A 24022-nucleotide genomic window follows, 5' to 3' on the forward strand; every position below is an offset into this window, starting at 1 on the left:
CCGCATTGCGCTGATGGTGGGTAGCCACTGCAGCAAGCGGGTGAAGATCAAGCATATTTCCAGGAAAGTAGCAGATTGGGTGGGCAAAATTACAGCAAACCAGTCGGCATTTTGTTAGGCTTTTCTATATATAATAGCTTGATAAATAGATTTTTGTTGCTTGTTTACGCGCCTGCTGCTGCCACGCCGGCCTGTTGCCAGGTAATTACCCGTTCTGCATTCGGCTACCAGGGTAACCGTTGACGTAGTCGGTTGTTGCTTATCAGCTGCTGGCTGACCGACCCAGTACCGGCAACCGGCCGTTCAACGACGAAGCGCTGGATTGTGCATCTCTGCACCCTGCTAAGTGGTAAGATTGCAAGTGCTGCGTATAGGGCCATAATCAATAGTAGGCAAGGCTGATAGTTGGGAATATCCAACCTCTCAGTGGTTGCGTCTTTGTTCTACCAGCTTCTTAGTGAGGCAGTGGCCGGTCATGCCAGACGCTGGCCCGTATTACTCCCACTGCTCATCTGTTCCGCTCTTTTCTCTCTACATATGGAGTCTGCCCCCGAATCCGTCGCTTCCGCATCTCTAGGCCGCCTGTTTGCGCAGCAGCAAACCCGCAGCGCCGACTTGCGCCGCGAAGATACCGCCGCCCGCGCCGCCCGCCTCCGCAAGCTCAGCCACTGGATTACGGAAAACCGGGCCGCCATTCAGCAAGCCCTCTTCTCCGACTTCCGCAAGCCCACCACCGAAACCGACGTGTCGGAAATCTGGCCTTCCCAGACCGAAATCAAGCACACGCTACGCCACCTCAAGGAGTGGATGGCGCCCCGCCCTGCCGAAACGCCGCTGGCCCTGCTGGGCGCGCGCGGCTGGGTGCAGGTCGAGCCCAAAGGCGTCTGCCTGATCATCGCGCCCTGGAACTACCCGTTTTACCTGGCCATTGATCCGCTGATTTCGGCGCTGGCGGCCGGCAACTGCGTCATCATTAAGCCCTCGGAAATGACGCCCACCGTGGCCGGGCTGCTGAGCCGCATGGCCCGCGAGCTGTTCGACCCGGCCGAGGTGACGGTGGTGGAAGGCGACAAGGACGTGGCCACCGAGCTGCTGCGCCTGCCCTTCGACCACATCTTCTTCACGGGCAGCCCGCAGGTGGGCAAGGTGGTGATGCGCGCCGCCGCCGAGCACCTGACCAGCGTCACGCTGGAGCTGGGCGGCAAAAGCCCGGCCATCGTGGATGAAACCGCCGACCTGCGCGACGCCGCCGAGAAAATCGTGTGGGGCAAGGGCATCAACGCCGGCCAGACCTGCGTGGCGCCCGACTACCTGCTGGTGCACGAAAGCGTGCAGCAGCCGCTGCTGCACGAAATCGGGGCCGTGGTGCGCCGCTTCTACGATGCCGCCAATGAGGGCGTCGTCGCCTCCGACTCGTTTGCCCGCATCGTCAACCAGCACCATTTCGAGCGGGTGGCGGGTTTGCTAGAAGATGCCCAGTTGCACGGCGCCACGCTGGCTCTCGGCGGCCACGTAGACGCTAGCCAGCGCTTCATCGAGCCCACCGTGCTGCAAAACGTGGACTCCGGCAGCCGCATCATGCAGGAAGAAATCTTCGGGCCGCTGCTGCCGGTGCGCACCTTCCGCACCCTGCAGGAGGCCACCGACGAGGTGAACTCCCGGCCCCGGCCGCTGGCGCTGTACGTCTTCACCCAAAGCAAGGAAAACCAGCGCTACCTGCTTGGCAACATCCCGGCCGGCGGCGCCGCCGTCAACGAAACGGTGCTGCACCTGGCCCACCCCGAGCTGCCGTTTGGCGGCGCCGGCAACAGTGGCCTGGGCCGCGCCCACGGCCACGCCGGTTTCCTGGCTTTCAGCAACGAAAAGTCGGTACTGAAACAGCGCACCGGCATGACCGGCATCAAGCAGTTCTACCCGCCCTACACCCCCAAAGTAAAACACATGGTAGGCCTGCTGCTGCGCTGGTTGTAATTGTTGGGTGATGAGGTGATGGGGTGAATTGTGATGAGGTGACAGGTAAAGAAAGAACGTCATGCAGAGGCGCAGCCGAAGCATCTCGCGTGCTGATGTTGCAGTGATAATCTAACGTCAGCAAGCGAGATTCCTCGCTCCACTCGGAATGACGTTCTTTCTTTACCTGTCACCTGTCACCTGTCACCTGTCACCTCATCACCTCATCACGATTCACCAAATTCCGTATGCAAGCCGAGTATTTCTGCGGAAAAAGCGCGAACTTTTGGGAGCCGGCGGGCCGACTACCGCCTGCCGGCTTCCCACCCTGACGTTCGCAGTGCCATGCAGTTCACCGAAGCCCAGCGCGCCACCCTGCGCGCCCTCGCCGATACCTTCATTCCTGCCGTGGATGGGCCCGCGGAGCACGCGGCCTTCTGGCAGCGGCGCGGCTCCGAGGGCGTTGACGTCAACCAGATTGGGGAGATACTGGACGAGCAGCCCGCCGCCGCGCGGCAGGAGTTTCTAAAGCTGCTGGGCTTGCTCGACTCGCCGACGCTGGGCCTGACGTGGTTTGGGCCGCTGCGGTCGTTTGTGCGCCTGCAGCCCGCCCAGCGCGAGAAAATGCTGCAGAGCTGGGCCCAGAGCAACGTGCCGCAGCTGCGTAAAGGCTTCCACGCGCTGCGCAAGCTGCTGCTCATTCTGTTTTATGGCGGCGCCAAAGCCGGCGGCCGCAACCCGGTGTGGGACAGTATCGGCTACGCCGGCCCGCTGCCCGCCGACCTGCCCGTGGACACCGCCAAACCCATCCGGACCCTGCAGCCGACCCAGGACGTAACCTACGACTGCGACGTGCTGGTGATTGGCAGCGGCGCGGGTGGCGGCGTGGTGGCCGGCGAGCTGGCCGCCGCCGGCCACGACGTGCTGGTGCTGGAAAAAGGCCCCTACTGCCACGGCTGCGACTTCACCCAGCGCGAAGTCGACATGCTGGGCAAGCTCTACGACGCTAAAGGCGCGCTCAGCACTCAGGATGGCAGCATCGGCATTCTGGCCGGCGCCTGCCTGGGCGGTGGCACCACTGTCAACTGGGCCGGCGCCTTCCGCACCCCCGACTACGTGCTGCAGGAGTGGGCGCGCGAACACCAATTGCCGCACGTGGCCACATTGGAGTTCAAGAAAAGCCTCGACGCCGTGAGCCGCGCCCTGAGCGTGAACATCGACTACACCCGCCACAACGGCCAGAACCAGGCCCTCTGGGACGGCTCTACCCGGCTGGGGCAGGAGGTGAAGCTGATTCCGCGCAACGAAAAAGGCCTCACCGACTCTGATGCGCACTTTCAGGCTCTCGGCTACACCACCCTCGGCGACGCGCACGGCATCAAGCAGGGCACGCTCAACACCTACCTGCTGCAGGCCTTCGAGCACGGCGCGCGCCTGCTGGCCGATACCCGGGTGGAGCGCGTCACGATAACTGACGGCCTCGCCACCGGAGCCGAGGCCGTGCACACCACCGCCGACGGCCGCCCGGTGCGTGTGACGGTGCGGGCCCGGCGGGTGGTGGTGGCCGGCGGTGCCATCCAGACGCCGGCGCTGCTGCTGCGCAGTGGCCTGCAGCATCCGCACATCGGGCGGCACCTCAATCTGCACCCCACAGTGGTGGTGTCGGGGCTGTACGACAGGCCGATGCAGCCGTGGTTCGGGCCCAGCATGTCGGTGGTGAACGACTGCTTCACTATGCTCAACGGCACCAACTACGGCGCCAAGCTGGAAACGCCGCCCGCCCACGTGGGCCTCATGAGCATGGTGATGCCCTGGCTCAGCGGCCGCCAGCACAAGCACCTCATGCAGCAGGCCGACCACCTGGGCTCGTTCATTGTGCTCACCCGCGACCGGGACGGCGGCCGCGTCAGCATCGACAAGCACGGGCAGGCCATCATCGACTACACCCTCTCCGAGCACGACCGCGCCAACATGCTGACCGGCGTGCGGGCCGCCGCCGAAATCCATGCCGCGGCCGGGGCCCACACGGTGCTGCTGCCCCACGGCACGCTGCCCTTGCTGCGTGTGAAAGACGGTCAGCCGCAAAACCCCGAAGTGCTGGACCAACTCGCGCACCTGAGCTGGAAACCCAACCAGTTTGGGCTCTACAGCGCCCACCAGATGAGCACCTGCCGCATGGGCGGCGACCCGGCCACGCACCCCACCAGCCCCACCGGCGAGCTGTACGAGGTTAAAAACCTGTTCGTGGCCGATGCCAGCGCCTTCCCGGCCTGCAGCGGCGTCAACCCGATGCTGACCGTGATGGCGCTGGCTCACTACACGGCCCAGCAGATGGAGGCGGCCGTGCCGGTGGCGCCTGCGCGGGTGGCGGCTGTTACGGTGGAGTAACAGCGCCAGAATGAAGTGCCGGCAGCCTTACGGCCAGTGCGGTTGCACGTCCTGCCCCCAAATAGGGAGAAGGAATTGCGATACAACTGGTGAGAGCTGAAAACGAGGAGATTCGCTGCGGAGCCGCGGGCGTTGGCCGGGTTTTGCGCAGAATATAGCCGTCCAACAATGATCGAAAACCTGCTTTTTCGCGTATGCGAGGCACACGCCTGTTTTCGTTACTGCCGTATGCGTCTCTCTCAACTCTCTTTTTCGCTTCTACTGCTGGCCACACTGTCGGTAGGATGCGCCCGCCGCAACAAGGCCATTCCCGAAGCTAAATCGGTATCTACAGCGCCGCCGGCGGCGCCCGCGCCCGTGGTAGCGCCCACCGCCGCCCGCGACATGACCGACATCATGACCGAGGAGCTAAACCTGACCGCTGAGCAGCGCCAGAAGGTGCGGGCCATCTTGTCGGGGGTTGCGGAGCAGGCCAATGCGGCTCAGAAGCAGTTCGCCAACAACCGCCCGGCGCTGCTAGCCGAACAGAAGCGCATCATCACCACCTCCGACAAGGAGCTGCAGCAGGTGCTCACGCCCACCCAGTACCAGCAGCTGAAAGCCAAGCAGCGCCAGATGCAGGCCCAGCGCCAGACCCGCAAGGCCAATTAGTAGCTTGGGGCCGCCGCTGGCAGGGAGATTTTCTGGATAAACCTGTCTGTCAGGCAACTGATTGTCAGGAGGCTGCATCTGCAGATGCGGCTGGTTGTTCCGGCCGCCAATTCGTGGGTTCACGTCTGTAGAACGCACTGCCATGAAACTGCTTTTTCTCCTGCTTATGAGTTTGCTGGTGCCGGCTGGCACGGCGGCGGCCCAAACCATGTCGGCTACCGACCGGCAGGCTCTGGTTCGGCAACTCAATCACCTGCTGCACGACCCGCGCAAACCGTCGCAGGAAGTGAAGCTGGAGCTGAGCGGCTGCCACGTGCAGCAAACCATCCGTGATACAAAGGCCGACGTGCAGATGAACCAGCCGGTGGCGGTGAGCGTCAGCAAAGGCAGCTCCGATTGGGCCGTGAATCTGGATAACGGCCGTTTTGAACTGAAAATGGGGTTTGACTGGCAGGACGTAACGGCCCTCAGCTACGTCCCCGATACCGACGATGATGGCCGCCGTAGCTACGAGCTACGGGTGAAGCGCCACTCTAAAAACACGGATATCACGACCACCATGAGCCTCTACACCACCGACGAAGCCGTGGTGAAAGACCTGGTGCGCCGGCTGGAGCAGTTGCGCCGCAGCTGCCGCTAGGCTGGGCCCGCCACAACCTTCCGGCGGGCGGCACGTTGGCACGGGGCAACCACTGTTCAGTTCCGTTATGCGCCGCCAGCCCTACCAGCTTCATTTCAACCCCAAGCTCAGCCTCAACGAGGCCGGCAAGCACGTGCGCGACGGCCTCTCTACCGTGCTGCGCACCGGCGACAACCTCTGGCTGAGCTGCGACGAGCGCACCAGCATTGAGCGCCTGCGCCTAGTGGGGCCGCACGAGTTTGGCGAACATTGCCGCTATGAGCTGGCCGACCTGCTGGACCTCACCAACGAGGAAGCCAACGTGGAAATCGACATTGAGGGCCTGGGCGAGTGCGACAACTACCTCTGGATTATCGGCTCGCACAGCCTCAAGCGCAAAAAGCCCGACCCCGCCGACACGGATACCGCCAAGCAGATTGCCAAGCTGGCCAAGGTGGAAGAGGAGGCCAGCCGCTACCTGCTGGCGCGGGTGCCGCTGCTGCTCAACCCCGAAACCGGCGACTACGAGCTGCACAAAAAAGCTCCGCACCCCACCGACCCCACCCGCACCCTGCACGCCGCCCAGCTGCGTGGCACCGACGAGTCCAATGATCTACTGGACCTTTTGGCCCAGGACGTTCACCTGAAGGGTTTTATGAACATCCCCGGCAAAGACAACGGCTTCGATATTGAGGGGCTGGCCGTGGCGCCCGATGGGCGGCTGTTTATTGGCCTGCGCGGGCCTGTACTGCGGGGCTGGGCCGTGGTGCTGGAGGTGCTGCCGCGCGAAGACAAGCACGGCCGCCTACGCCTCGACGAAGTGCCCGGCGCTACCGAGAAATACTACAAAAAGCACTTCCTCGACCTGCGCGGCATGGGGTTGCGCGAACTGCGCCAGCGCGGCTCCGACCTGCTGCTGCTGGCCGGCCCTACCATGGACCTCGACGGTACCATTGCGGTATATTGCTGGCCCGATGCCCTGCGCTGCGAGCAGGACAGCCTCATCGGGGCCGACAAGCTGCAGCGCCTCTACGACATTCCGCACGGTTCCGGCCCCACCTCTGGCCAGGACAAGGCCGAGGGCATGGCCCTGCTCGATGATCAGCACATCCTCATCGTGTTCGACAGCCCCACCGACGCCCGCAAGCCCAAGCCGCACTACGTAGTGGCCGACAGCTTTCTATTGCCTTCCTAATCAGCTTCTGTTTCCATGCCCCTCGTTCAAACGCCCGAAACCACGCACCGCATTCATTTCCAGGACTGCGACATGCTGGGCCACCTCAACAACGCCCGCTACCTCGACTACTTCCTGAACGCCCGCGAAGAGCACACCATTCAGCATTACGCCCTGAACCTGGGCGAGCTTTCCCGCGAGCAGAATGCGGCCTGGGTGATTACCAAGCATCATCTGAGCTACCTGCGCCCGGCCAACCACGGCGAGGTAGTGCGCATCCGTACCCAGCTCATCCACTTCGACAACTCCAACTTGGTGGTGGAAATGCAGATGCTCAGCGAAGACGGCCAGCGCCTTAAAGCGCTGCTGTGGTCGGAAATGGCGTTTGTATCGGCGCGGGCCGGCACCCGCTCCGAGCACTCGGCGGCCCTGATGGACATGCTCAGCGAGCTGGACGTGGAGCACGTTGACTACGACCCAGACGGGTTCGACGAGCGGGTGAAGGCCGTGCGCAAGCAGTTCAAGCAGTTGCGCCGCGAAGAATAAGGCCGGATCTTACACCAACCTGGTCGGCTGTCTGTCGTTAAGGAAAAGGCCGGTTGCGTAGCGCAGCCGGCCTTTTCTGATCTTTCCTCCCAACCATTTACACCCTTTCCCATGTCTATATTTGGCAGCGACAGCCTCAAAGGAAAAACCATCGCCATTGTGGCCACTGACGGCTTCGAGCAGTCGGAGCTAGAAAAACCCAAAAAGTTTCTGGAAGGCGAAGGCGCCGAAACCCACGTCATTTCGCTGAAGAGCGGTTCCATCAAAGGTTGGGACGAGAAAGACTGGGGCGACAAAGTGAGCGTGGACAAGGTAATCGGCGACGCCAAGGTAGCCGACTACGATGCGCTGGTGCTGCCCGGCGGCCAGATGAACCCCGATATCCTGCGCACCGAGCCCGCCGTTATCAGCTTCATCGGCGAGTTTGTGCGCTCCGGCAAGCCGGTAGCCGCCATCTGCCACGGCCCGTGGCTGCTTATTGAGGCCGATACCGTACGCGGCAAAAAGCTCACCAGCTGGCCCAGCCTGAAAACCGACATCAAAAATGCCGGCGGTCATTGGGTTGACGAAACCGTAGTAGTCGACGGCAACATCATCACCAGCCGCAACCCGCAGGACATTCCTAACTTCAACGAGAAGATCAAGGAGGCCCTGGTAGGCAAGCAATAAGTCCTCGGCGGCCCCAGGCCGCCACTGGCAAAAACGCCCCGTTGACCTTAGTTGTCAGCGGGCGTTTTTTTGTGCGGAGTACCCGCCCGTTACGAAACCAGCGCCAGCAGCTCGTCGGCGTAGCGGTGGTAGAGCAGGTAGAAGCCCACATCAAACAGCAGCAGAAACCCGCCCTGCAGCCACAGCGAGCGGCCGTAGCCCAGCAGCTTCTCGGGCGGCACCGTTGTGGCGGCCCGGGCGCGCAGCCAGCTGCCGCACACCACGTAGGCCACATCGAGGCCCGCGTTGAAGAGCAGGATCCTCTCCATCGTGAACTGCGCGGCCAGGCTGTCGGCCAGGGGCAGGCCGGCCACGTGGTTGGGGTTGGCGTGGAGCAGGCCCCACACCGCAATTCCGGTATTCACAAAGGCCCAGCCCACGTTCATCAGATGGAAGTAGCGGGCTTCGGCGCGCGGGTCGGAGTGCATCACGCGGTAGCCGCTCACCAGCAGGTTCAGCAGGGCCCACGCGCCGAGCACGCCCATGCCGCGCTCGGCCAGCAGCTCACGGGCGTGGTTGAGAGCATCTAGGCTGCTGGCGGTAGTCAAGAGGCTGGCAGAATTCATAGTGCAGAATGAAAGCGTGGACACGAAAAAAGGAAGCCAGAGGCTTCCTTTTCAAGTTCAGGGCAAATAACCGAAAACGGGTACTTAGTTGTTGATGCCGACTCCTACGTACACCTGGAAGACACCGTTTTTCACGTTGTCGTAAGCGGCGGAGCCGGCGTCTTTAGGATCGTTGTAGATGTCCGACAAACCCAGGTCGTAGCGGGCTCCTACGCGGGCCGGGCCTACGCGGGCCTCCAGGCCACCCACTACGCCGTACTCCAGGCTATTGAGGCCAACGCTGGAAATCTGGCGCTCTTCGCCGGCATACTTGGCTTTCACCAGCAGCGAGGCCTGTGGGCCTACGTGCAGGCTCACGTTGTCGAGGAAGTTATACACGAACAGCACGGGCACCTGCAGGTAGTCGAGGCGGGTTTCGCGCACTTGGCCGTTAGCCTGGCCTACGTTGGAGCCGGAAATAGCGAACTGCTCAGCGTCGAAGCCTTTGCGGGTGAACAGGAATTCCGGCTGAATCGATACTTTATCGTTGAGGCCGAACTGGGCATACACGCCAGCGTGGTACGATTTGAGGCTTTCCAGCTGCTTGTAGGCGCCTTTGTCGCCGCCGCGCAGGTCAGAAAGATTGAAGCCGGCTTTCACGCCAAAACCGTTGTTGCGCGAGTCGCTGGTACCGGGCGAGTAGCTGGTCGACGACATCGAGCCGCCGGGCGTTTGCTGAGCCTGAGCGGCCGTGAACGAAGCGCAGCCAAGTGCGAGGAGTACAGGTAGTTTCTTCATGAGGATAGTTAGAAATCGGAGGACTGGAGGAACAGAATGGCCGGCTGGGGCCGGTGCTTTCTGCTACCATTTTAGCGGCAGCAGCAGGCAAGGATACGCGGCCACCGCACCGAGGTTGTAAATTTTTATAGGATGCAAAGCTGCAAGTGTAAAAACGGCTGCTATCTTTGGCGCTTTCCGGCCGCCGCCAGGAGGATTGCGGGGCGTTAGCTCAGTTGGTTCAGAGCATTACCTCGACAAGGTAGGGGTCACTGGTTCGAGCCCAGTACGCCCCACGCATTCCTTCCCGAATCCGAAATAACCGCCCTACCGGCGGTTATTTTCGTTTTTGGTGGGGGAGAAGAACATCGTGCAGGGGCGTAGCCGAAGCATGACGCTCTGTTATTTCCTGTCTCTATGCTCTCCATTGCCTGGGCCCCGCTGTACGCGCATCCGCTGCCGGAAAACCACCGCTTCCCCATGCTCAAGTATGAGCTGCTGCCGGAGCAGCTGCTGCGCGAGGGCACGGTGCCGGAAAGCGCCTTTTTCGTGCCCCAGCCGCCCCCGGAAGCCGATATTCTGCGCACCCACTCCGCCGACTACTACCAGCGCCTGCGCGACGGCCAGCTCACGCGCCATGAGGAGCGCGCCACCGGCTTTCCGTGGAGTGGGCAGCTGTTTGAGCGCGAAGTGACCATTCTGGGCGGCACGCTGGAGTGCGCGCGCCGGGCCCTGCACGGCGGTGTGGCCCTCAACATTGCGGGCGGCACCCACCACGCCTTCCACGACCGGGGTGAAGGTTTCTGCCTGCTCAACGACCAGGCCGCCGCCGCCGACTACCTGCTGGCCCACCCCGAATTCAACGTACGTAAGGTGCTGATTGTAGACCTCGACGTGCACCAGGGTAACGGCACGGCCGCCATCTTCCGGCACGAGCCGCGGGTGTTCACCTTCAGTATGCACGGCGCCCGCAACTACCCGCACCGCAAGGAGCAGTCGGACCTAGACCTGCCGCTGCCCGACGGCACCGACGACGCCACCTACCTGGCCATGTTACACGATGCGCTGCCGCGCCTGCTGGAAGAGCAGCAGCCCGATTTCGTGTTCTACCTCAGCGGCGTGGATGTGCTGGAAACCGACAAGCTGGGCCACCTGGCCCTGAGCCGCGCCGGCTGCCGCCTCCGCGACGAGTTTGTGCTGGAGTTGTGCCACCGCCACGGCCTGCCGGTGGTGGTGTGCATGGGCGGCGGCTACTCCCCGCGCATCATCGACATTGTGGAAGCCCACGCCAACACCTTCCGCGTGGCGGCGGATTTGTGGGGGTAAGATGGTGGGTTGGTGGATTGGTAGGGTGATGGAACGCGCCACCCAAGCATCTCGCATGAACCTCACCCCCCGGCCCCCTCTCCTGTAGAGAGGGGGAGCCAGACGAGTTTTTCGGGCGAGTTTTTGGGTAAGCCCACTTCTTGGGAATTACTACGCTGGCGAGATTCCTCGCGCTGCTCGGAATGACGTTCTTTCTTTGCCTGTCACCTCATCACCCCATCACCCAAAAATCACCAACTGCCAACGGAAGGCCCAGCGCCAGCGCAGGCGGTAGTGCCGGATGCCGGCGCGCTGCAGCAGGTGCTCCCAGTCGGGGCGGGTGAAGGCGCGGGCCACGGACAGGGGCGCGTCGTTCTGTACGAGGTAGGAGCCGCGGAAGAGGCGCGTGAGCCACTTGATGCTGTAGTAGGCCAGCGGGTGGCGGTGCAGGTCGTTGATGATGACGGCCAGCCCGGCCTGTTTTTGCCAACTCGCCAGCATTTCGGTTAGCGCTTCATCAGAGAAGTGGTGGCAGAACAGGCTGCACGTCAGCACGTCGAAGGGTTGCTGCCGGAACTGCTCGGAGAAGATGTCCTGCTGCTGAAAGCTGATTTCCGGGTAGTCGCGGGCCTTGTCGGCGGCGTAGCGCAGCATAAACGGGTTGGCATCGATGCCGACCAGCTCCACCGGAATCCGGCGGCGGCGGGCCCAGCGGGCAATGTGGCGCAGGGTGTCGCCGCCGCCGCTGCCCAGGTCGGCGAGGCGCAGGGGGCGGCCCGGCGGCAGCTGCGGGCGCAGCTGCTCCAGCGCGTGCAGCACCGGCGCATAGCCCCCCAGCCGGGTGTTGATGGTTTCCAGCTCGTCGAGGTTGCGCCGCAGCGCGTCGGAAGCCAACGACAGGTCGTCCATCAGCTCCTCCTCAGTAGCGCGGCGCGAGAAATCAGGCATGACGGTGGGGTGGAGGATGGGTGGGTTGGTGGATTTGTGGGGTGGGGAGAAACGAAGGAAGAACGTCATTCCGAGCTTGCGAGGAATCTCGCCAGCGTAGTAATTTCCAAGGAGCGGGCTTACCCAAAAAACTCGTCTGGCTCCCCCTCTCCACGGGAGAGGGGGCCGGGGGGTGAGGCGCACGCCAGATGCTTCGGCTGCGCCGCTGCATGACGTTCCAATCCGCCAGCCCACCACCCCATCACTCCACTATACCACCACCCGTAGCAACATGGCTTCCAGCGTGAGGCCGGGGCCGAAGGCGAAGCTCAGGATGGGCGCCCCAGCGTCGGCAGCCGTGAAGCCACCCAGCAGCTCGCGCAGCACAAACAGCACCGTCGCCGACGACATATTGCCGTATTCGCGCAGCACGTGGTAGGCGGGGGCGTTGTCCTGCTTGCTGAGGCCCAGCTCCTGCTCGATGGTTTCGAGGATGCGCCGCCCGCCCGGGTGAATGGCAAAGTGGCGGATGTCGGCCAGCTGCACCGGCAGGTTGCGCAGCAAGTCGTCGGTGAGCTTGCGGATGCCGCGCTGAATGAGCTTGGGTACGTACGACGACAGCGTCATCTCAAACCCGAAGTCGTTGACGTGCCAAGCCATGTCGGCGTGGCCGTCGGGCTCCAAGCCGCAGTGGAAGGCTTCCATGGCCAGATGCGGCCGGCTGCCCGTGGGCGTGCCCACCACCAGCGCCGCCGCCGCGCCGTCGCCGAACAGGGCGTTGGAAATCAGGTGGTCTTCCTCGTGGTGCTTCTGGAAATGAATGGTGCACAGCTCGGTGCACACCACCAGCACGCGGGCCCCGGCATTGGCGCGGCAGATGGCGTCGGCCAGCTTCAGGGCGTTGAAGGCCGCGTAGCAGCCCATGAAGTTCACGCAGGTGCGCTGAATATCGGGCCGCAGGCCCAGCCGGTTCACCAGCTCAATATCGAGACCCGGCGCATACATGCCGGTGCAGCTCACCGAAATCAGGTGCGTGATGGTGTCGGCGGCCACTTCCGGGGCCTGCTGCAGGCAGCTTTCGGCGGCGGCGGCGGCCAGCGGCAGCGCCTCCTGCCGGTATACCCGCATGCGCGCCCCCACCGACGGAAACGGCTCCAGGTCGGGCGTGTTCGGGAAGAAGGTGAAGTCGCCGTTGGCGCGGCCGTAGTCGGGCAGCACGGTGTAGCGGTGCCCGATGCCCGACACCCGGTAGAGGGCCCGGAGCTTGCGGGTGTCAGCATCATCGAACTGCAGGGCGCGGGCCATGAAATCCCCGATCTGGGCTTGTAGAAGACGGTGGGGCGGGTTGGCAGTGCCGATGGCACTCAAATAGCTGATCATTGACTGCAGTATACGAAATTAGGTAGCGTGTGGAAGAGGCAGGGAGCGGAAAGCGGAAATACTACACGGCGCTGCGGCGCCGGCGGAGCCATATACGGGCCGCGGGCCGGAAGGCCTAGAACGGCTGCCCGTGGGTGCGGCGCATGAGGGCGCGCACGGCGGCCGGCAGGTATCGCAGGCCGCCCACCACGGCCTCGCTGAGCACTGGCTGGCCAAACAGTCCCTGCACCAGCCGTCCTACCCGCAGCCGCTGCCCGAAGTGGCGCTGCCAGTCGTGGCGGTAGTGCGTTTCCAGCGTGGCGCGGGTGGTGCGGCCCTGCAGGAAGTCGTGGAGGTGGGTGGCGGCCAGCTGCGCGCCGTGCAGGGCCATAGCCATGCCGTTGCCGCAGAGCGGTGTAATCAGGCCCGCCGCGTCGCCGCACAGCAGCATGTGCTCTTCCACGCACGACTTGGGCGCGAAGGATATTTCGTTGATGACCTCAGGCTGGGCGTACAGGTACTCGGCCTCCGTGAGGATGCGCCGCAGGTGCGGGTTGCAACCCAGCACGTTGGCTTCCAGCTGCGCGATGGTGCCCTGGCTTTTCAGGTTCTGGCGCGTGGTGAGGTAGCAGAAGCACAGCCGGTCGTCCTCTACCGCCGATATGCCCGCGTAGCCGTCGGCGAAGTTGTGCAGCGCAATCAGGTCGGTGGGGTAGCCGGGCAGGCGCAGGTGATGCTTGACGCCGATATAGGGCGAGCGTTGCTGAAAAAACGGCCGCTGTAGCTGCCTATCAAAGGCACTGCGCTTGCCGAAGGCGCCCAGCACCGTGCGCGCCGTCAGCTGCCGCCCATCGGCCAGCATGACAGTGTGGCTGTCGGTGGCCGCCTCGAAGGCCACGGCTGTGACGGTGGCCTGCTGCAGCACCGTGACGCCGCGGGCTTCCGCCAGCCGGCACAGGTGCAGATCGAGCGTGTAGCGGCTCACCCCAAACCCGCCCAGATCCAGCGGCAACGACAGTAGACGGCCGGCCGGCGAACTGAGGGCGAACCGGGTGAGCTGGGCTGGCTGCAGCACCGCCGGGTCGGCCTCAAGGCGCCGCAGATACGGCAGCACCTCGTTGGAAATGTACTCGCCGCACACCCGATGAAACGGATACTGCTGCCGCTCCACCACAGTCACGGCGTAGCCGCGCATACGCAGGTCCAAGGCCGCCACCAGCCCCCCCAATCCACCACCGATAATGAGAACGTCCAACTTGATTTATCCGGTAAGAGGCTGAAAAAGAGGCTGAAAAAGGGCGGTTTGTCGAAGAGGAGTTATATTTTATCGGTCTATTCGGAAATAGCGCAATATCTTTGCAAACCTAATTAAGCGCCGAACGTTTCACCAAGTATTCTGCTCGCGCCCATTCCTCTGCCTTACAGCCCACTATGATGCAACTCCTACGCTATTTTCTACTATTTCTGCTACTTGGCAGCTCTCTGCAGAGCCAAGCCGCAAAGGGCCCAGCTGCTCGCCCTGCGCGGCCCGCCGAAGAACGCACCCTGCTGATTTACCCGAACCCGAGCACGGGTATCGTGCATATTGCCATCAATGGCTTTGAAGGCCGCAAACTGGAGTTGCGGGTACTCAACGTCATCGGCTCGGTTATCTACCGCGAAACCATCACCGAGCTCAACGACCGGTTCACCAAAACCCTTGACCTGAGCAAGTTTGCCAACGGCCTCTACTACGTGAAGCTCGAAGGCGACAATGCTAGTGAAATGCGCAAGCTTGTTATCCGCTGAAGTGTAGCTGGCTAGCTGCCACTGACGCATACATAGAAAAGGCCCCGTCTGCAACCAGACGGGGCCTTTTCATTTATGCGAGCAACCAGCCGTTAGCGGCGGTTTTTGGCGCGTACGGGGATAGGCTTCAGCGAAGCTTTCAGTTGATCGATGGTATTGAGGGAAAACAGGGCCGTGGCAACCGCTACGCCCAGAAAAATCAGAAGTGACATGCTACAGTGCGTTAGAAACAGCGAAAAAAATCCCGGCCCCACCTTCAGCCTAACAGCCTTATTCGTGGCATCGGGAACTGCCTATACAACTACGAAAGCCCCTCAGTAGTTGCAGTATAATTTGGGCATTCGCAGAAATCCCTCTGCTTGCCTGAATGACACCCTATTTCAGGTCTGCGCCGGGCCGGCTGCTCTTCAGGATGTGGCCAGCAGATGCTCTACCACGTGGTGGGCATCGGGGCCCGCGCCACCCATGAGGGCCGAGCTGCGGCTGTTCAGCCAGGGCAGGCCCAAAAAAGCTACGCCCGGTGCATCCGTAAGGCCGTATCGGTGGCGTGGAGAACCGTCGGCCTCGAAAATGGGCAGCTTGATCCAGTCAAAATCGGGGCCGAAGCCGGTGGCCCATACCACGGCTGCCAGAGGCGGTGTGGTGGCGCGGCGGCCCTGCAGTGTGCCCTCGGCGGTGGCCCCGGTAGCCCGGCCCATAAACTGCGCGTTCGGAAACTGGCGCAGGCGCTGCAAGTCGCCGAGCACGACCGGCTCGGGGCGGTGCATCATGGCCCGGCCTGCAAAGTTGTAGCGCGACACGCGCAGCATGCCCGTGGCCTTCAGCAGCACCCAGGTAGCCTGATTGTTGGGGAAGGCTGGCGTCTGGTCGTCGAAGGCGGCAAACACGGGGCGGCCGCTGCTGGCCAGGTCGGCGGCAATCTGCAGGGCGGAGTTGCCGCTGCCTACCACCGCCACGGGGCCGGCGGCGGCTATCTGCGTGGGGTTGCGGTAATGGCTGCTGTGGAGCTGCTGCACGCTGGCCGGCAGCTGCCCGGCAAACGCCGGAATCCGCGGGGCAGAGTAGGCACCGGTGCTCACAATCACGCGCCGGACCTGATAGGTTTGGCCCGTGTGGGTGCCCACCACGTAGCCGCCAGCCGGGTTGGGAGTCAGCGAAACGGCTTTCTGCCCGGTATGCACCCTGAACCCGAAGTGGGCGGCGTAGTTGCGCAGATACGTAGCGGCCTCATCCTTGGACGGATAGTGCAGCGCGGGCCCCGGCCAGGGCCGGCCGGGCAGCCCGCTGGCCCACTGCGGCGAAAATAGCCGCAACGCGTCGAAGCGCGTCGCCCAGATGTCACCCACGGCCTGACGTTCCTCCAGAAGTGCAAAATCTACGCCGCGCTGCTGCAGGTAGTAGGCCGCCGCCAGGCCCGCCTGGCCGGCCCCGATGATGAGCGTATCAAGCGTAATAGGGGTCATGCAGCGGCCGAAAAGGAGTGAAGAAGGAAAGTGGGCGAAGATACAGGCTGGCAGCGTTGCCGTTGGCAGGCGCAGCGGGACAGGTGCCTACAGTCCGGGAAAATCCAGGCGCAGACCGTCCATCACTTGTTCCGTTACTTTGCACACGAGGTCTACCAGCTGTTTGGCTTCCTGCAGATCGAGCGGCTCTTTGCGGCCAGCCTCCAGGCGCCGGATAGGGGCGTGCAGGCTCCGGATTTGCAGGCCGTCGAGGGAGCTTTTGAGCTGATGAGCGGCTGCTCCTAGTAACTCGAAATTTGCTGCGGCCAAGTGCTGCTCCAGCTCCCGCACAGCTGGCGGCGTAGTCTGGATGAAAAGCTGAGCCAGTCGCCGCACAAACTCCTCGTTGCCGTGGGCCAGCCGCCGGATGCCGCTCAGGCTGTAGAGGGCGGCGGCAGCTAACTCGGGCTCAAGGGTTTTGGGGGCAGGCCCCACGGCCGGCCGCTCGCCCAACGCGGTGGCAATCGCCTGAAAAAGATCCTCTTCCTGAAACGGCTTGGACAGGTAGCCTGAGAAGCCCGCCTGCCGGAACCGCTCGGCCTCGTCGCGAAGGGCGTGGGCCGTCAGGGCCAGTACCGGGGTGGCGGCCCGCTCCGGATCGGGGTGCTGGCGGATTTGGCGGGTGGCTTCCACGCCATCCATGCCCGGCATTTGGATATCCATCAGCACCACATCGTAGCGGTGCTGGTTGAAGAGCGTGAGGGCATCGGGGCCAGTGCCGGCGGTGTCCACCGTCCAGCCCCAGCCGCCCAGCAAGGCTTCCACCAGAAACTGGTTGATGGCGTTGTCTTCGGCCAGTAGCACCCGGCGGGCACCCAGGCGCCGGTAGTTGGGGGCAGGGGCGGGCCGGCTGACGGCCGCGTCGGCGGCCTGGGCCACGTAGCGGAAGCTCAGCGTAAAGGAGAACGTGCTGCCCTCGTGCAGGCGGCTTTCGGCCGTGAGCGTGCCGCCCATCAGCTCCACCAAACCCCGCGAAATGCTCAGGCCCAGGCCCGAGCCGCCGTATTCGCGGGCGGTGCTGGACGAGGCCTGGATAAACGGCTCGAACATTTGCTGCAGCTGATGCGCCGGGATGCCTGTGCCCGTGTCCACCACCCGAAACTGCAGCGTGGCCTGTTCGGCCGAGAGGCTAAGCGGCTGGCATGATACCAGCACCCGGCCATAGGCCGTGAATTTGACGGCGTTGGAAATCAGGTTGAGCAGCACCTGGCGCAAACGGTGCGGGTCGCCGAGCACGGTGGTAGGCACCGTGGCCGGCGGCAGGTCCAGTTCCAGCGCAATACCTTTTTCCTGCGCCCGGGGCAGCAGCAGCTCGCGGCTGGCCGTCAGCACGTCGCGCACGTCAAACGCAATGGTTTCGGGCCGGATCTTGCCCGCCCCCAGCTCCGCCATAGCCAGCACATCGTTGATGACGACCAGCAAATGGTCGGCAGAGTAACGGATGTGGCGCAGAAACTGGGTTTGCTGGTCGTCGAGCGGGGTTTTAGCCAGCAGCCCGGCAATACCCAGAATACCGTTCAGCGGCGTCCGTATTTCGTGGCTCATGTTGGCCAGGAAGTCCTGCTTGGCCTGGGCGTTTTGCTCGGCCGCTTCCTTGGCGGCATGCAGGTCAAGCTGGGTGCGCTTGAGCTCGGTGATGTTGGTGTCGATTCCCAGAATCTGCATGCTGCCATCGGCTAGCACAAACGGCCGCTTAATACTGTAGAACCAAAGCGTTTCGCCGTCGGACTTGGTGAAGCTTTCTTCAAGCACGATTTCCTTTCCCGTGCGCAGCAATTCTTCGTCTTGCCGGCGGTACCGCTGGCCTTCTCCCGGGGCGTTGGGCAAGGTTTCCGGCTGGGCACCCACAATCTGTTGCGGGGTCATGCCATACAAGTCGGCAATGGCCTTGTTGGCCAGCAGATAGTTGCCCAGCCGGTCTTTGAGGTAAATGAGGTGGGGAGCCGTATCAATCACCTGCCGAAACAGGCGGTTTTGCTCGGCCAGGCGGCGGTTGGCGGTGCGCCGCTGCTCGTCGGCCACTTTCCAGCGCGTAATATCCTCGCCCACACCCACCAGCTGCAGCACGCGGCCGTTTTCATCACGCTCGAAGGGCGTATCCGTCACGCGCATCCACCGCACCGAGCCGTTGCGGTGGTTGAGGAAATACTCCAGCGTGAGCATCTGGCCGTCGGCCAGCTGGGCAACCTGCGCATAATGGTCTTCCAGCAGCTTCACCTGGGAAGGCGGCATAAGATGCGCCAATACATTGCTGCCCAACGCCTGAATCTCGGCGCCGGTGTAGCCCAGCATGTGCTCAATGGAACGGTTGCAGTAGAGGTTGCGCTTGTCCTGCAGGTCGTAGATGTAAATGAGGTTGGGGGCCGTGTAGGCCACGCGCTCCATCAGCAATTGGCTCTGGCGCAGGGCCTGCTCGGTGATTTTGCGTTCCGAAATGTCCTCGGCACTGCCCAGAACCTGCTGGACTCGGCCCTGCGCATCGCGCAGAAAAACCCGGCTGCGTACCCAGATCCAGCGCCAGCTGCCGTCGCGGTGCCGCACGCGGTATTCGCCGGTACTGAGCTGCTGATCCGTCATACCGGCCACAAACCCCTGTTTACTGGCGGCCGACTGCAGGCTCTGCCGGTCGAAGATGTGCTGCAGCATATCTTGTCCAAAGGCCTTGATTTCCTGTTCCGTATAGCCCAGAATCTGCTCTATCTGTCGGTTTAGGTACACCACTTGGCGCTGCTGCACGTCGTACAGGTACACGATGGCCGGAATAGTGTCGTTGATGCGGGCTGCGAAGCGCTGGCTGTGGCGCAGCTCCGATTCGGCCTGCCGCCGGGCCGTAATGTCGGTCAGGTACACGTTGGCCGCCTGTTCGGCCGGCAGTGGCACGATGGTCCAGTGGTAAAACCGATCATCAAGGGGGCGCTCTATCACCCGCGAAACGCCTTGCTGCAAGGCTTCCGTTATTTGCTGCTGCAGGAAGGTGCGGTCGGACTGCCACTGCGGCTGGTCTAGGGCCTGCAGCACATGGCTGGCCGCCGGGTTGGCATACAGTGCTTCGCCATCCAGACCAAAGCAGATGATGGGGGAGGGGCTCTGCTCGGCCAGGCGCGAAAGCTCGCGCACGCGCGCCAGCACCTGCTGCTGCTGGGTCACATCTTCGAAGCTGAACAGGTAAAGTTGCGTGAGGCCCTGGCTCACTACCGGCAAAGATTCCTGCTGCAGAATGCGGCCGTTTTCCAGTTCCATCAGCATGGTGCTGCGGTCTTTGTTACGTAGCGTGGCGATGGTGTCGGCCACCATGGCTTCGGCGTTGCGCACGAGCGGCCGAACCACTGTCCACAGCTCTTCCATGGAGTAGCCCACGTAGTGCGCGGCTGGCTGCGGCAGCCCCAGCAGGTCGCAGTAGTTCTGGTTGAGTAGTGTGATGCGGCGGTTGCGGTCGGCTACCAGCAGGCCGGTATGCATGGTTTGCAGCAAAGCCGCCACCTGGCTGGCGGCGGCGGCGTTTTGCCGGGCCAGCTCCTCGCGCAATTGCTGCATCTCCTGCTGCCGGGCCTGCAGAGCATTCTGCGTGAACCGCAGCCGCCGTTGCAGCTGGCGAAGAGGGAGGGAACCTGATGTCATGGCTTACAGCTCAAAGGAAAGCGTCGCAGAAGGAAGGGGGCGACTGTTCGGCCGGGCAGGTAACTACCGCAGCCGCACCTCGTTGTTCTGAGCCATACGATAAATGGTGGACTTCCCGATTTGCAGCTTGGCAGCCACCTGCAAAATATTTCCCTGATGAGCATCCAGGTAGCGCTGCACAATGGTGGCCACCTGAGTCCGCAACGACTCATTCGCTGGCATGAGCCCACTGCCGCCGCCACTCTGCGCCCGCAACGACAGGTCTTGCGGCTGAATGACATCGTGCTCGGCTAGCACGGCGGCCAGCTCCACCACCGCTTTCAGCTCGCGCACGTTGCCCGGAAACGGGTAGCGCAGCAGCAGATTTCGGGCCTCCTCCGACAGCCGGCAGGCTGCCATGTTGTTTTGCTGGCAAAACTCGCTGAGGAAGGAGTCGGCCAGCAGCAGCACGTCCTGGCCTCGCTCACGCAGTGGCGGCAGCACTATCGGCAGCCCCAGCAGGCGGTAGTAAAGGTCTTCGCGAAAGTTGCCCTGCTGCACTTCGGCGGCCAGGTCGCGGTGGGTGGCCACCATCAGGCGGGCGTCAAACGGAATGGGGGCGCCGCCGCCCACCCGGGACACTTCGCGCTCCTGTAGCACCCGTAGGAGCTTAGCCTGCATTTCCAGCGGCATTTCAGCAATTTCATCCAGAAACAGCGTGCCGTGGTTGGCTTCCTCGAAGCGTCCGATGCGGCGGCTCACTGCCCCGGTAAAAGCTCCTTTTTCGTGCCCGAACAACTCGCTTTCCAGCAGTTCCCGCGGAATGGCAGCCAGATTCACGGCCACAAAAGCATGCTCGCGCCGCGGCGACAGATAGTGAATGGCCTTGGCAACCAGTTCTTTGCCAGTGCCGGTTTCGCCGCTCACCGAAACCGTAATATTGGTGCGGGCAGCTTTCTCAATCAAAGTATTGAGCTGGTGCATTTGGGAGCTGTTTCCCAAAATGGCACGGGTTGGGTCGTACTTGATGCCGATTTGCTCGCGCAGCCGCTCGTTTTCGCGGCGCAGCTGAATCTGCTTGCGCACGTTGCCCGCCGAGTTCCAGAGTCGGTCGGCGGTTTCCTCGTCTTTCACGAGGTAGTCGTAGGCGCCCTGGCGTAGCAGGCCAATGGCCGTGCGTACATCTTCCTGCCCCGAAATGATAATGACGGCTACTTCCGGCAGCCGCTCCTTTATCTGGCGCAGCACCTCGTCGCCTTTGCCATCGGGCAGGTTGTAGTCTAGGGTAATCAGGTCCGGCTTCTCGCTCAGATGGTCGAGGCAGGCCTGAGCCGTTACGAAACGCTGGATCTGGTAATCGGGGTCCTGGCCCAGTTTGTATTCGAGCAGTTCGCCATACCAGGCATTGTCTTCGACAATGAAAATATGGATGGGGGAGGTAGCAGACATGGATAGCAACAATGCGTAGCCGACTGTAGCGAAGCCAACCAAGCCACAGGCCCCATAAACAGACCCTGTGAAACAGGGTGATTCGGATGGCTGTGCAGGCTGGTTGTTTGGTTTTCGATAGCTGGGGCGGAGATGAAAAGGAGCAGAAAGGTGCGAGTATAACAGGGAAAAATGGGCTTTACCATTTATTCCCTAATTGGGAATATTAATCTATAATTGGGATAATATATGATATTTCTAATGGACATAAGTATTTGATTATCAAAGCTAAGGGGACAGCGGCACAGCGTGGCAGCGGTCTTGTATTGCACAATGCCGAGCATAGTATTTCGCCTTGTTCCGACCTGATCAACTACCATGACACGCCATATCTACTTCCGAACCATTGCGTTAGCCATTGTCTGGCTAATGACGCTTGCCAATAGCTGGGCCGCCGGCCCTGCTTATTATGGTAGTTCTGTGCACGGCACTGCTACTGGTTGTGGCCTTGGAATCCCTGCGCCTTGTGGCAGTGTTATAGATGAAGAAAAAGCAGTAGGCAACAAAACAGAGTTTGCTATCCTGCGGCTACCGCTAATTAGTCTTGGCTTAGGAGAACCATCTGCCTTAATCCGGCTCAACATGAGTGGTACCGTACCAAAGAACTACCGGGCCGGGTTCGTTGTGAGTGCCGCTGGAGTGGCTTCTCTGGGTAATGCACTCACGATAACTACGTATATGGGTAGTACCGTGCAGGAAACAGTTTCAGGTGCGAGGCTGCTTGGTGCCTTGCTTAGCAACTCTTCTCCTCAGCGGGTGGAGTTTGTCACTGAAAAGCAATTCAACAGAATTGAGATTGAAGCTCGTTCGTTGCTCAGTGTTGGCTACGACCTGCGCGTTTACTATGCTTATGGCGTGGATGCCAACATCCAGGAAACTGTCCGTGGCGTGCTTTCACGCTTTCCAACTCCAATAGAAAACACACATTACAGTACGCGGGTGGTGGATAACGGCGTGACGGTGTGCCTCAACTCTAACGTAGACTTTCCCGACCGCGCTGCCGATACCGACCTGACTAATTTTGCCACTTTCAGGACGATAGCAGGTGTGAGCTGCCCTAACACGTTGCGCGTAAAACTGGAGGCTGCCGTACCCCGGGAGTTCTATGCGGGCTTTGTAGTGGGGCTGCAAGGCTTGGCCGATGTGAATGCACTCAAGGGCATGCAGATCAGAACATTTCTGAATGGTGAGCCACGGGAAACCGTAACAGGGGTTGACTTGGTGCAGGTTAATGTGCTTCCCGGCGGCAAGTATCGGGTAAGTTTTCCTGCCAGCAGAGCCTTTGATGAATTGCAACTCACCCGCAGCGGCCTGCTCACTGTTCTTGATAACCTGAATGTTTATTATGGCTTTGGGATCGAGCCATCTGCCTTCCGCGACCAAAATCCAATCCGGTCGGATTTTGCCAGCGGGGCTAATAAGTTCAGCGCTTACCGCGACGGCCTGCTGCAGGTAGACCTAAATGATACCACTGTCGTCGCAAATGGGGAACGGGCAGCGGATACCGACTTAACGAATTTTGCCGTTATGCGCTCTGGCCTATTGAGCGTGCTTTCGCGCACCGCGCTACGCATTGACCTTAATGGCTCCGGGCAAGCTGGCAACGCGGCCGGGGCCGTCATCCGACAGGGTACTGGCTTACTCAACACGGCGTTGCTTGACGCAGTGACTTTACGCACCTACAATGATGCCGGCCAGTTGCTTGAAACAGCTACCGGGAGCAAGCTGCTGACACAGGCACTGTTAACCAACGGTAAAGTGGAAGTGTACTTCAATACCACTCAGGACTTTACCAAGGTGGAATTGGAAGTGAGTGCCCCGGCGTTTCTGCTGGCGCGCACACTGGTATATTATGTGTACGCCGAGGATAAGCCTCAGTCGGACCAAGCAACCATCGTGGCCCCTGGCCCGCTGCCAGTAGAACTGGTGGCTTTCACGGCACAAGCTGCTGGCTCGGCCGTGCAGCTGGCCTGGCGTACGGCTTCTGAGCGCAACAACCAATATTTCGAAATAGAGCGCGCCCAAAACTCTACCACCGGCTTCGTGGCTGTGGGCCGTGTGGAAGGAAGTGGCACCAGCAACGGCCGCAGCTACACCTTCCGCGACGAAACGGCCGCGGCTACGCAGGCTACCACGCTCTACTACCGTCTGCGCCAGGTCGATGTTGATGGTACCCCGGAGTATTCTCCGGTAGTGGCCGTATCCTGGAAAAACACGCAGCAAACGGCGATTACGCTGTATCCGAATCCAGCCACTCAGTCGAGTACCGTTCGGGTAAACCTGACGAATAACAGTGAAGCCACTACCGCCGCTACACTGAGTGTATATGATATGCGCGGCGTACTGCTGCGCCAAGTGCCTGCTGATAAGATGGCCTTACCAAGCCAAGACCTTCCAGCTGGCATCTATCATGTAGTAGTGGCCGGCGCCCAGGGCCAGGTTCTCGGTAGCCAGCGTCTCGTCGTGACGGGGCCCTAATGACAGATGCTCAAATTGAGTAACGATTGGTGTGTAGAATACAGCAGAAAAAGCCGTCGGCCTTGCCGACGGCTTTTCTGTTTGCTAGCAGCCACCCAAACGACAATGCAGAGTGCTGATAATGGAATAAGTAAATGTTGAGGATAATAAGGTGTTTTGAATTTTTTTCAATAAAGAAGGGGCTTAGTGAATAAAATGATAATATTGGCTTAATACTGGC

At 61.7% G+C, this 24022-nt stretch carries 18 protein-coding genes and 1 tRNA gene; 11 read left to right on the forward strand and 8 right to left on the reverse strand.

The window, feature by feature from the left end:
• The first annotated feature begins 537 nt into the window (after positions 1-537).
• The 7 genes from N008_RS09960 (at position 538) to N008_RS09990 (ending at position 7997) form a co-directional block, all read left to right on the forward strand.
• Positions 538-1971 (forward strand): aldehyde dehydrogenase family protein, encoded by a 1434-nt coding sequence (locus N008_RS09960; RefSeq protein WP_044015671.1) that lies wholly within the window; start codon positions 538-540, stop codon positions 1969-1971.
• A 324-nt stretch (positions 1972-2295) separates the two neighbouring features.
• A complete protein-coding gene (locus tag N008_RS09965; protein WP_052381404.1) occupies positions 2296-4338 on the forward strand; it encodes a GMC family oxidoreductase N-terminal domain-containing protein in 2043 nt (680 codons plus the stop codon).
• Between the two features lie 228 nt (positions 4339-4566).
• Positions 4567-4989: a hypothetical protein gene (locus N008_RS09970; protein ID WP_044015674.1), complete on the forward strand. Its 423-nt coding sequence runs from the start codon at positions 4567-4569 to the stop codon at positions 4987-4989.
• A 142-nt stretch (positions 4990-5131) separates the two neighbouring features.
• Positions 5132-5629 (forward strand): hypothetical protein, encoded by a 498-nt coding sequence (locus N008_RS09975; protein ID WP_156109192.1) that lies wholly within the window; start codon positions 5132-5134, stop codon positions 5627-5629.
• A gap of 67 nt (positions 5630-5696) precedes the next feature.
• Entirely contained in the window at positions 5697-6803 is a 1107-nt protein-coding gene (locus tag N008_RS09980) for a DUF3616 domain-containing protein (RefSeq protein ID WP_044015678.1), read from the forward strand.
• 15 nt (positions 6804-6818) lie between these two features.
• Positions 6819-7328, forward strand: coding sequence for an acyl-CoA thioesterase (locus N008_RS09985; RefSeq protein ID WP_044015680.1), 510 nt, complete (start codon positions 6819-6821; stop codon positions 7326-7328).
• 111 nt (positions 7329-7439) lie between these two features.
• Entirely contained in the window at positions 7440-7997 is a 558-nt protein-coding gene (locus tag N008_RS09990; protein WP_044015682.1) for a type 1 glutamine amidotransferase domain-containing protein, read from the forward strand.
• An 89-nt stretch (positions 7998-8086) separates the two neighbouring features.
• Here the strand turns inward: N008_RS09990 and N008_RS09995 are convergent, their stop codons facing one another.
• Together N008_RS09995 and N008_RS21565 are read right to left on the reverse strand one after the other, a co-directional pair.
• Positions 8087-8602 (reverse strand): DUF6992 family protein, encoded by a 516-nt coding sequence (locus tag N008_RS09995; RefSeq protein WP_052381405.1) that lies wholly within the window; start codon positions 8600-8602, stop codon positions 8087-8089.
• Positions 8603-8686: 84 nt separating this feature from the next.
• A complete protein-coding gene (locus N008_RS21565) occupies positions 8687-9379 on the reverse strand; it encodes a porin family protein (protein WP_052381406.1) in 693 nt (230 codons plus the stop codon).
• 200 nt (positions 9380-9579) lie between these two features.
• Here N008_RS21565 and N008_RS10005 point away from each other — a divergent pair.
• Together N008_RS10005 and N008_RS10010 are read left to right on the forward strand one after the other, a co-directional pair.
• Positions 9580-9654, forward strand: a tRNA-Val gene (locus N008_RS10005).
• A 121-nt stretch (positions 9655-9775) separates the two neighbouring features.
• The gene (locus N008_RS10010; RefSeq protein WP_044015684.1) at positions 9776-10684 is read left to right on the forward strand and encodes a histone deacetylase; all 909 of its coding nucleotides are present in this window, start codon (positions 9776-9778) and stop codon (positions 10682-10684) included.
• A gap of 219 nt (positions 10685-10903) precedes the next feature.
• On the opposite strand, the gene N008_RS10015 is transcribed toward N008_RS10010, so the two are convergent.
• The 3 genes from N008_RS10015 to N008_RS10025 all read right to left on the reverse strand — a co-directional run bounded on the left by N008_RS10015 (position 10904) and on the right by N008_RS10025 (position 14204).
• On the reverse strand, positions 10904-11680 hold the full coding sequence (locus N008_RS10015) for a methyltransferase domain-containing protein (RefSeq protein ID WP_231569810.1): 777 nt from the start codon (positions 11678-11680) through the stop codon (positions 10904-10906).
• Positions 11681-11860: 180 nt separating this feature from the next.
• The gene (locus N008_RS10020) at positions 11861-12970 is read right to left on the reverse strand and encodes a type III polyketide synthase (RefSeq protein WP_044015687.1); all 1110 of its coding nucleotides are present in this window, start codon (positions 12968-12970) and stop codon (positions 11861-11863) included.
• Between the two features lie 115 nt (positions 12971-13085).
• Complete coding sequence (locus N008_RS10025) at positions 13086-14204, reverse strand: NAD(P)/FAD-dependent oxidoreductase (protein ID WP_044015689.1); 1119 nt, start codon at positions 14202-14204, stop codon at positions 13086-13088.
• Positions 14205-14380: 176 nt separating this feature from the next.
• Here N008_RS10025 and N008_RS10030 point away from each other — a divergent pair, with 176 nt between their 5' ends.
• Complete coding sequence (locus N008_RS10030) at positions 14381-14737, forward strand: T9SS type A sorting domain-containing protein (RefSeq protein ID WP_052381407.1); 357 nt, start codon at positions 14381-14383, stop codon at positions 14735-14737.
• 407 nt (positions 14738-15144) lie between these two features.
• On the opposite strand, the gene N008_RS10035 is transcribed toward N008_RS10030, so the two are convergent.
• The 3 genes from N008_RS10035 to N008_RS10045 form a co-directional block, all read right to left on the reverse strand.
• Positions 15145-16200, reverse strand: a complete 1056-nt coding sequence (locus N008_RS10035; protein WP_044015691.1) for a flavin-containing monooxygenase — start codon at positions 16198-16200, stop codon at positions 15145-15147.
• An 87-nt stretch (positions 16201-16287) separates the two neighbouring features.
• Positions 16288-19857, reverse strand: coding sequence for a PAS domain S-box protein (locus N008_RS10040; protein WP_044015694.1), 3570 nt, complete (start codon positions 19855-19857; stop codon positions 16288-16290).
• A gap of 63 nt (positions 19858-19920) precedes the next feature.
• Entirely contained in the window at positions 19921-21285 is a 1365-nt protein-coding gene (locus tag N008_RS10045) for a sigma-54-dependent transcriptional regulator (RefSeq protein ID WP_044015696.1), read from the reverse strand.
• 357 nt (positions 21286-21642) lie between these two features.
• On the opposite strand from N008_RS10045, the gene N008_RS21570 reads away from it, so the two are divergent.
• Complete coding sequence (locus tag N008_RS21570) at positions 21643-23802, forward strand: T9SS type A sorting domain-containing protein (protein WP_081910723.1); 2160 nt, start codon at positions 21643-21645, stop codon at positions 23800-23802.
• Positions 23803-24022 lie beyond the last annotated feature (220 nt).

The organism is Hymenobacter sp. APR13 (assembly GCF_000737515.1).
GTDB lineage: Bacteria > Bacteroidota > Bacteroidia > Cytophagales > Hymenobacteraceae > Hymenobacter.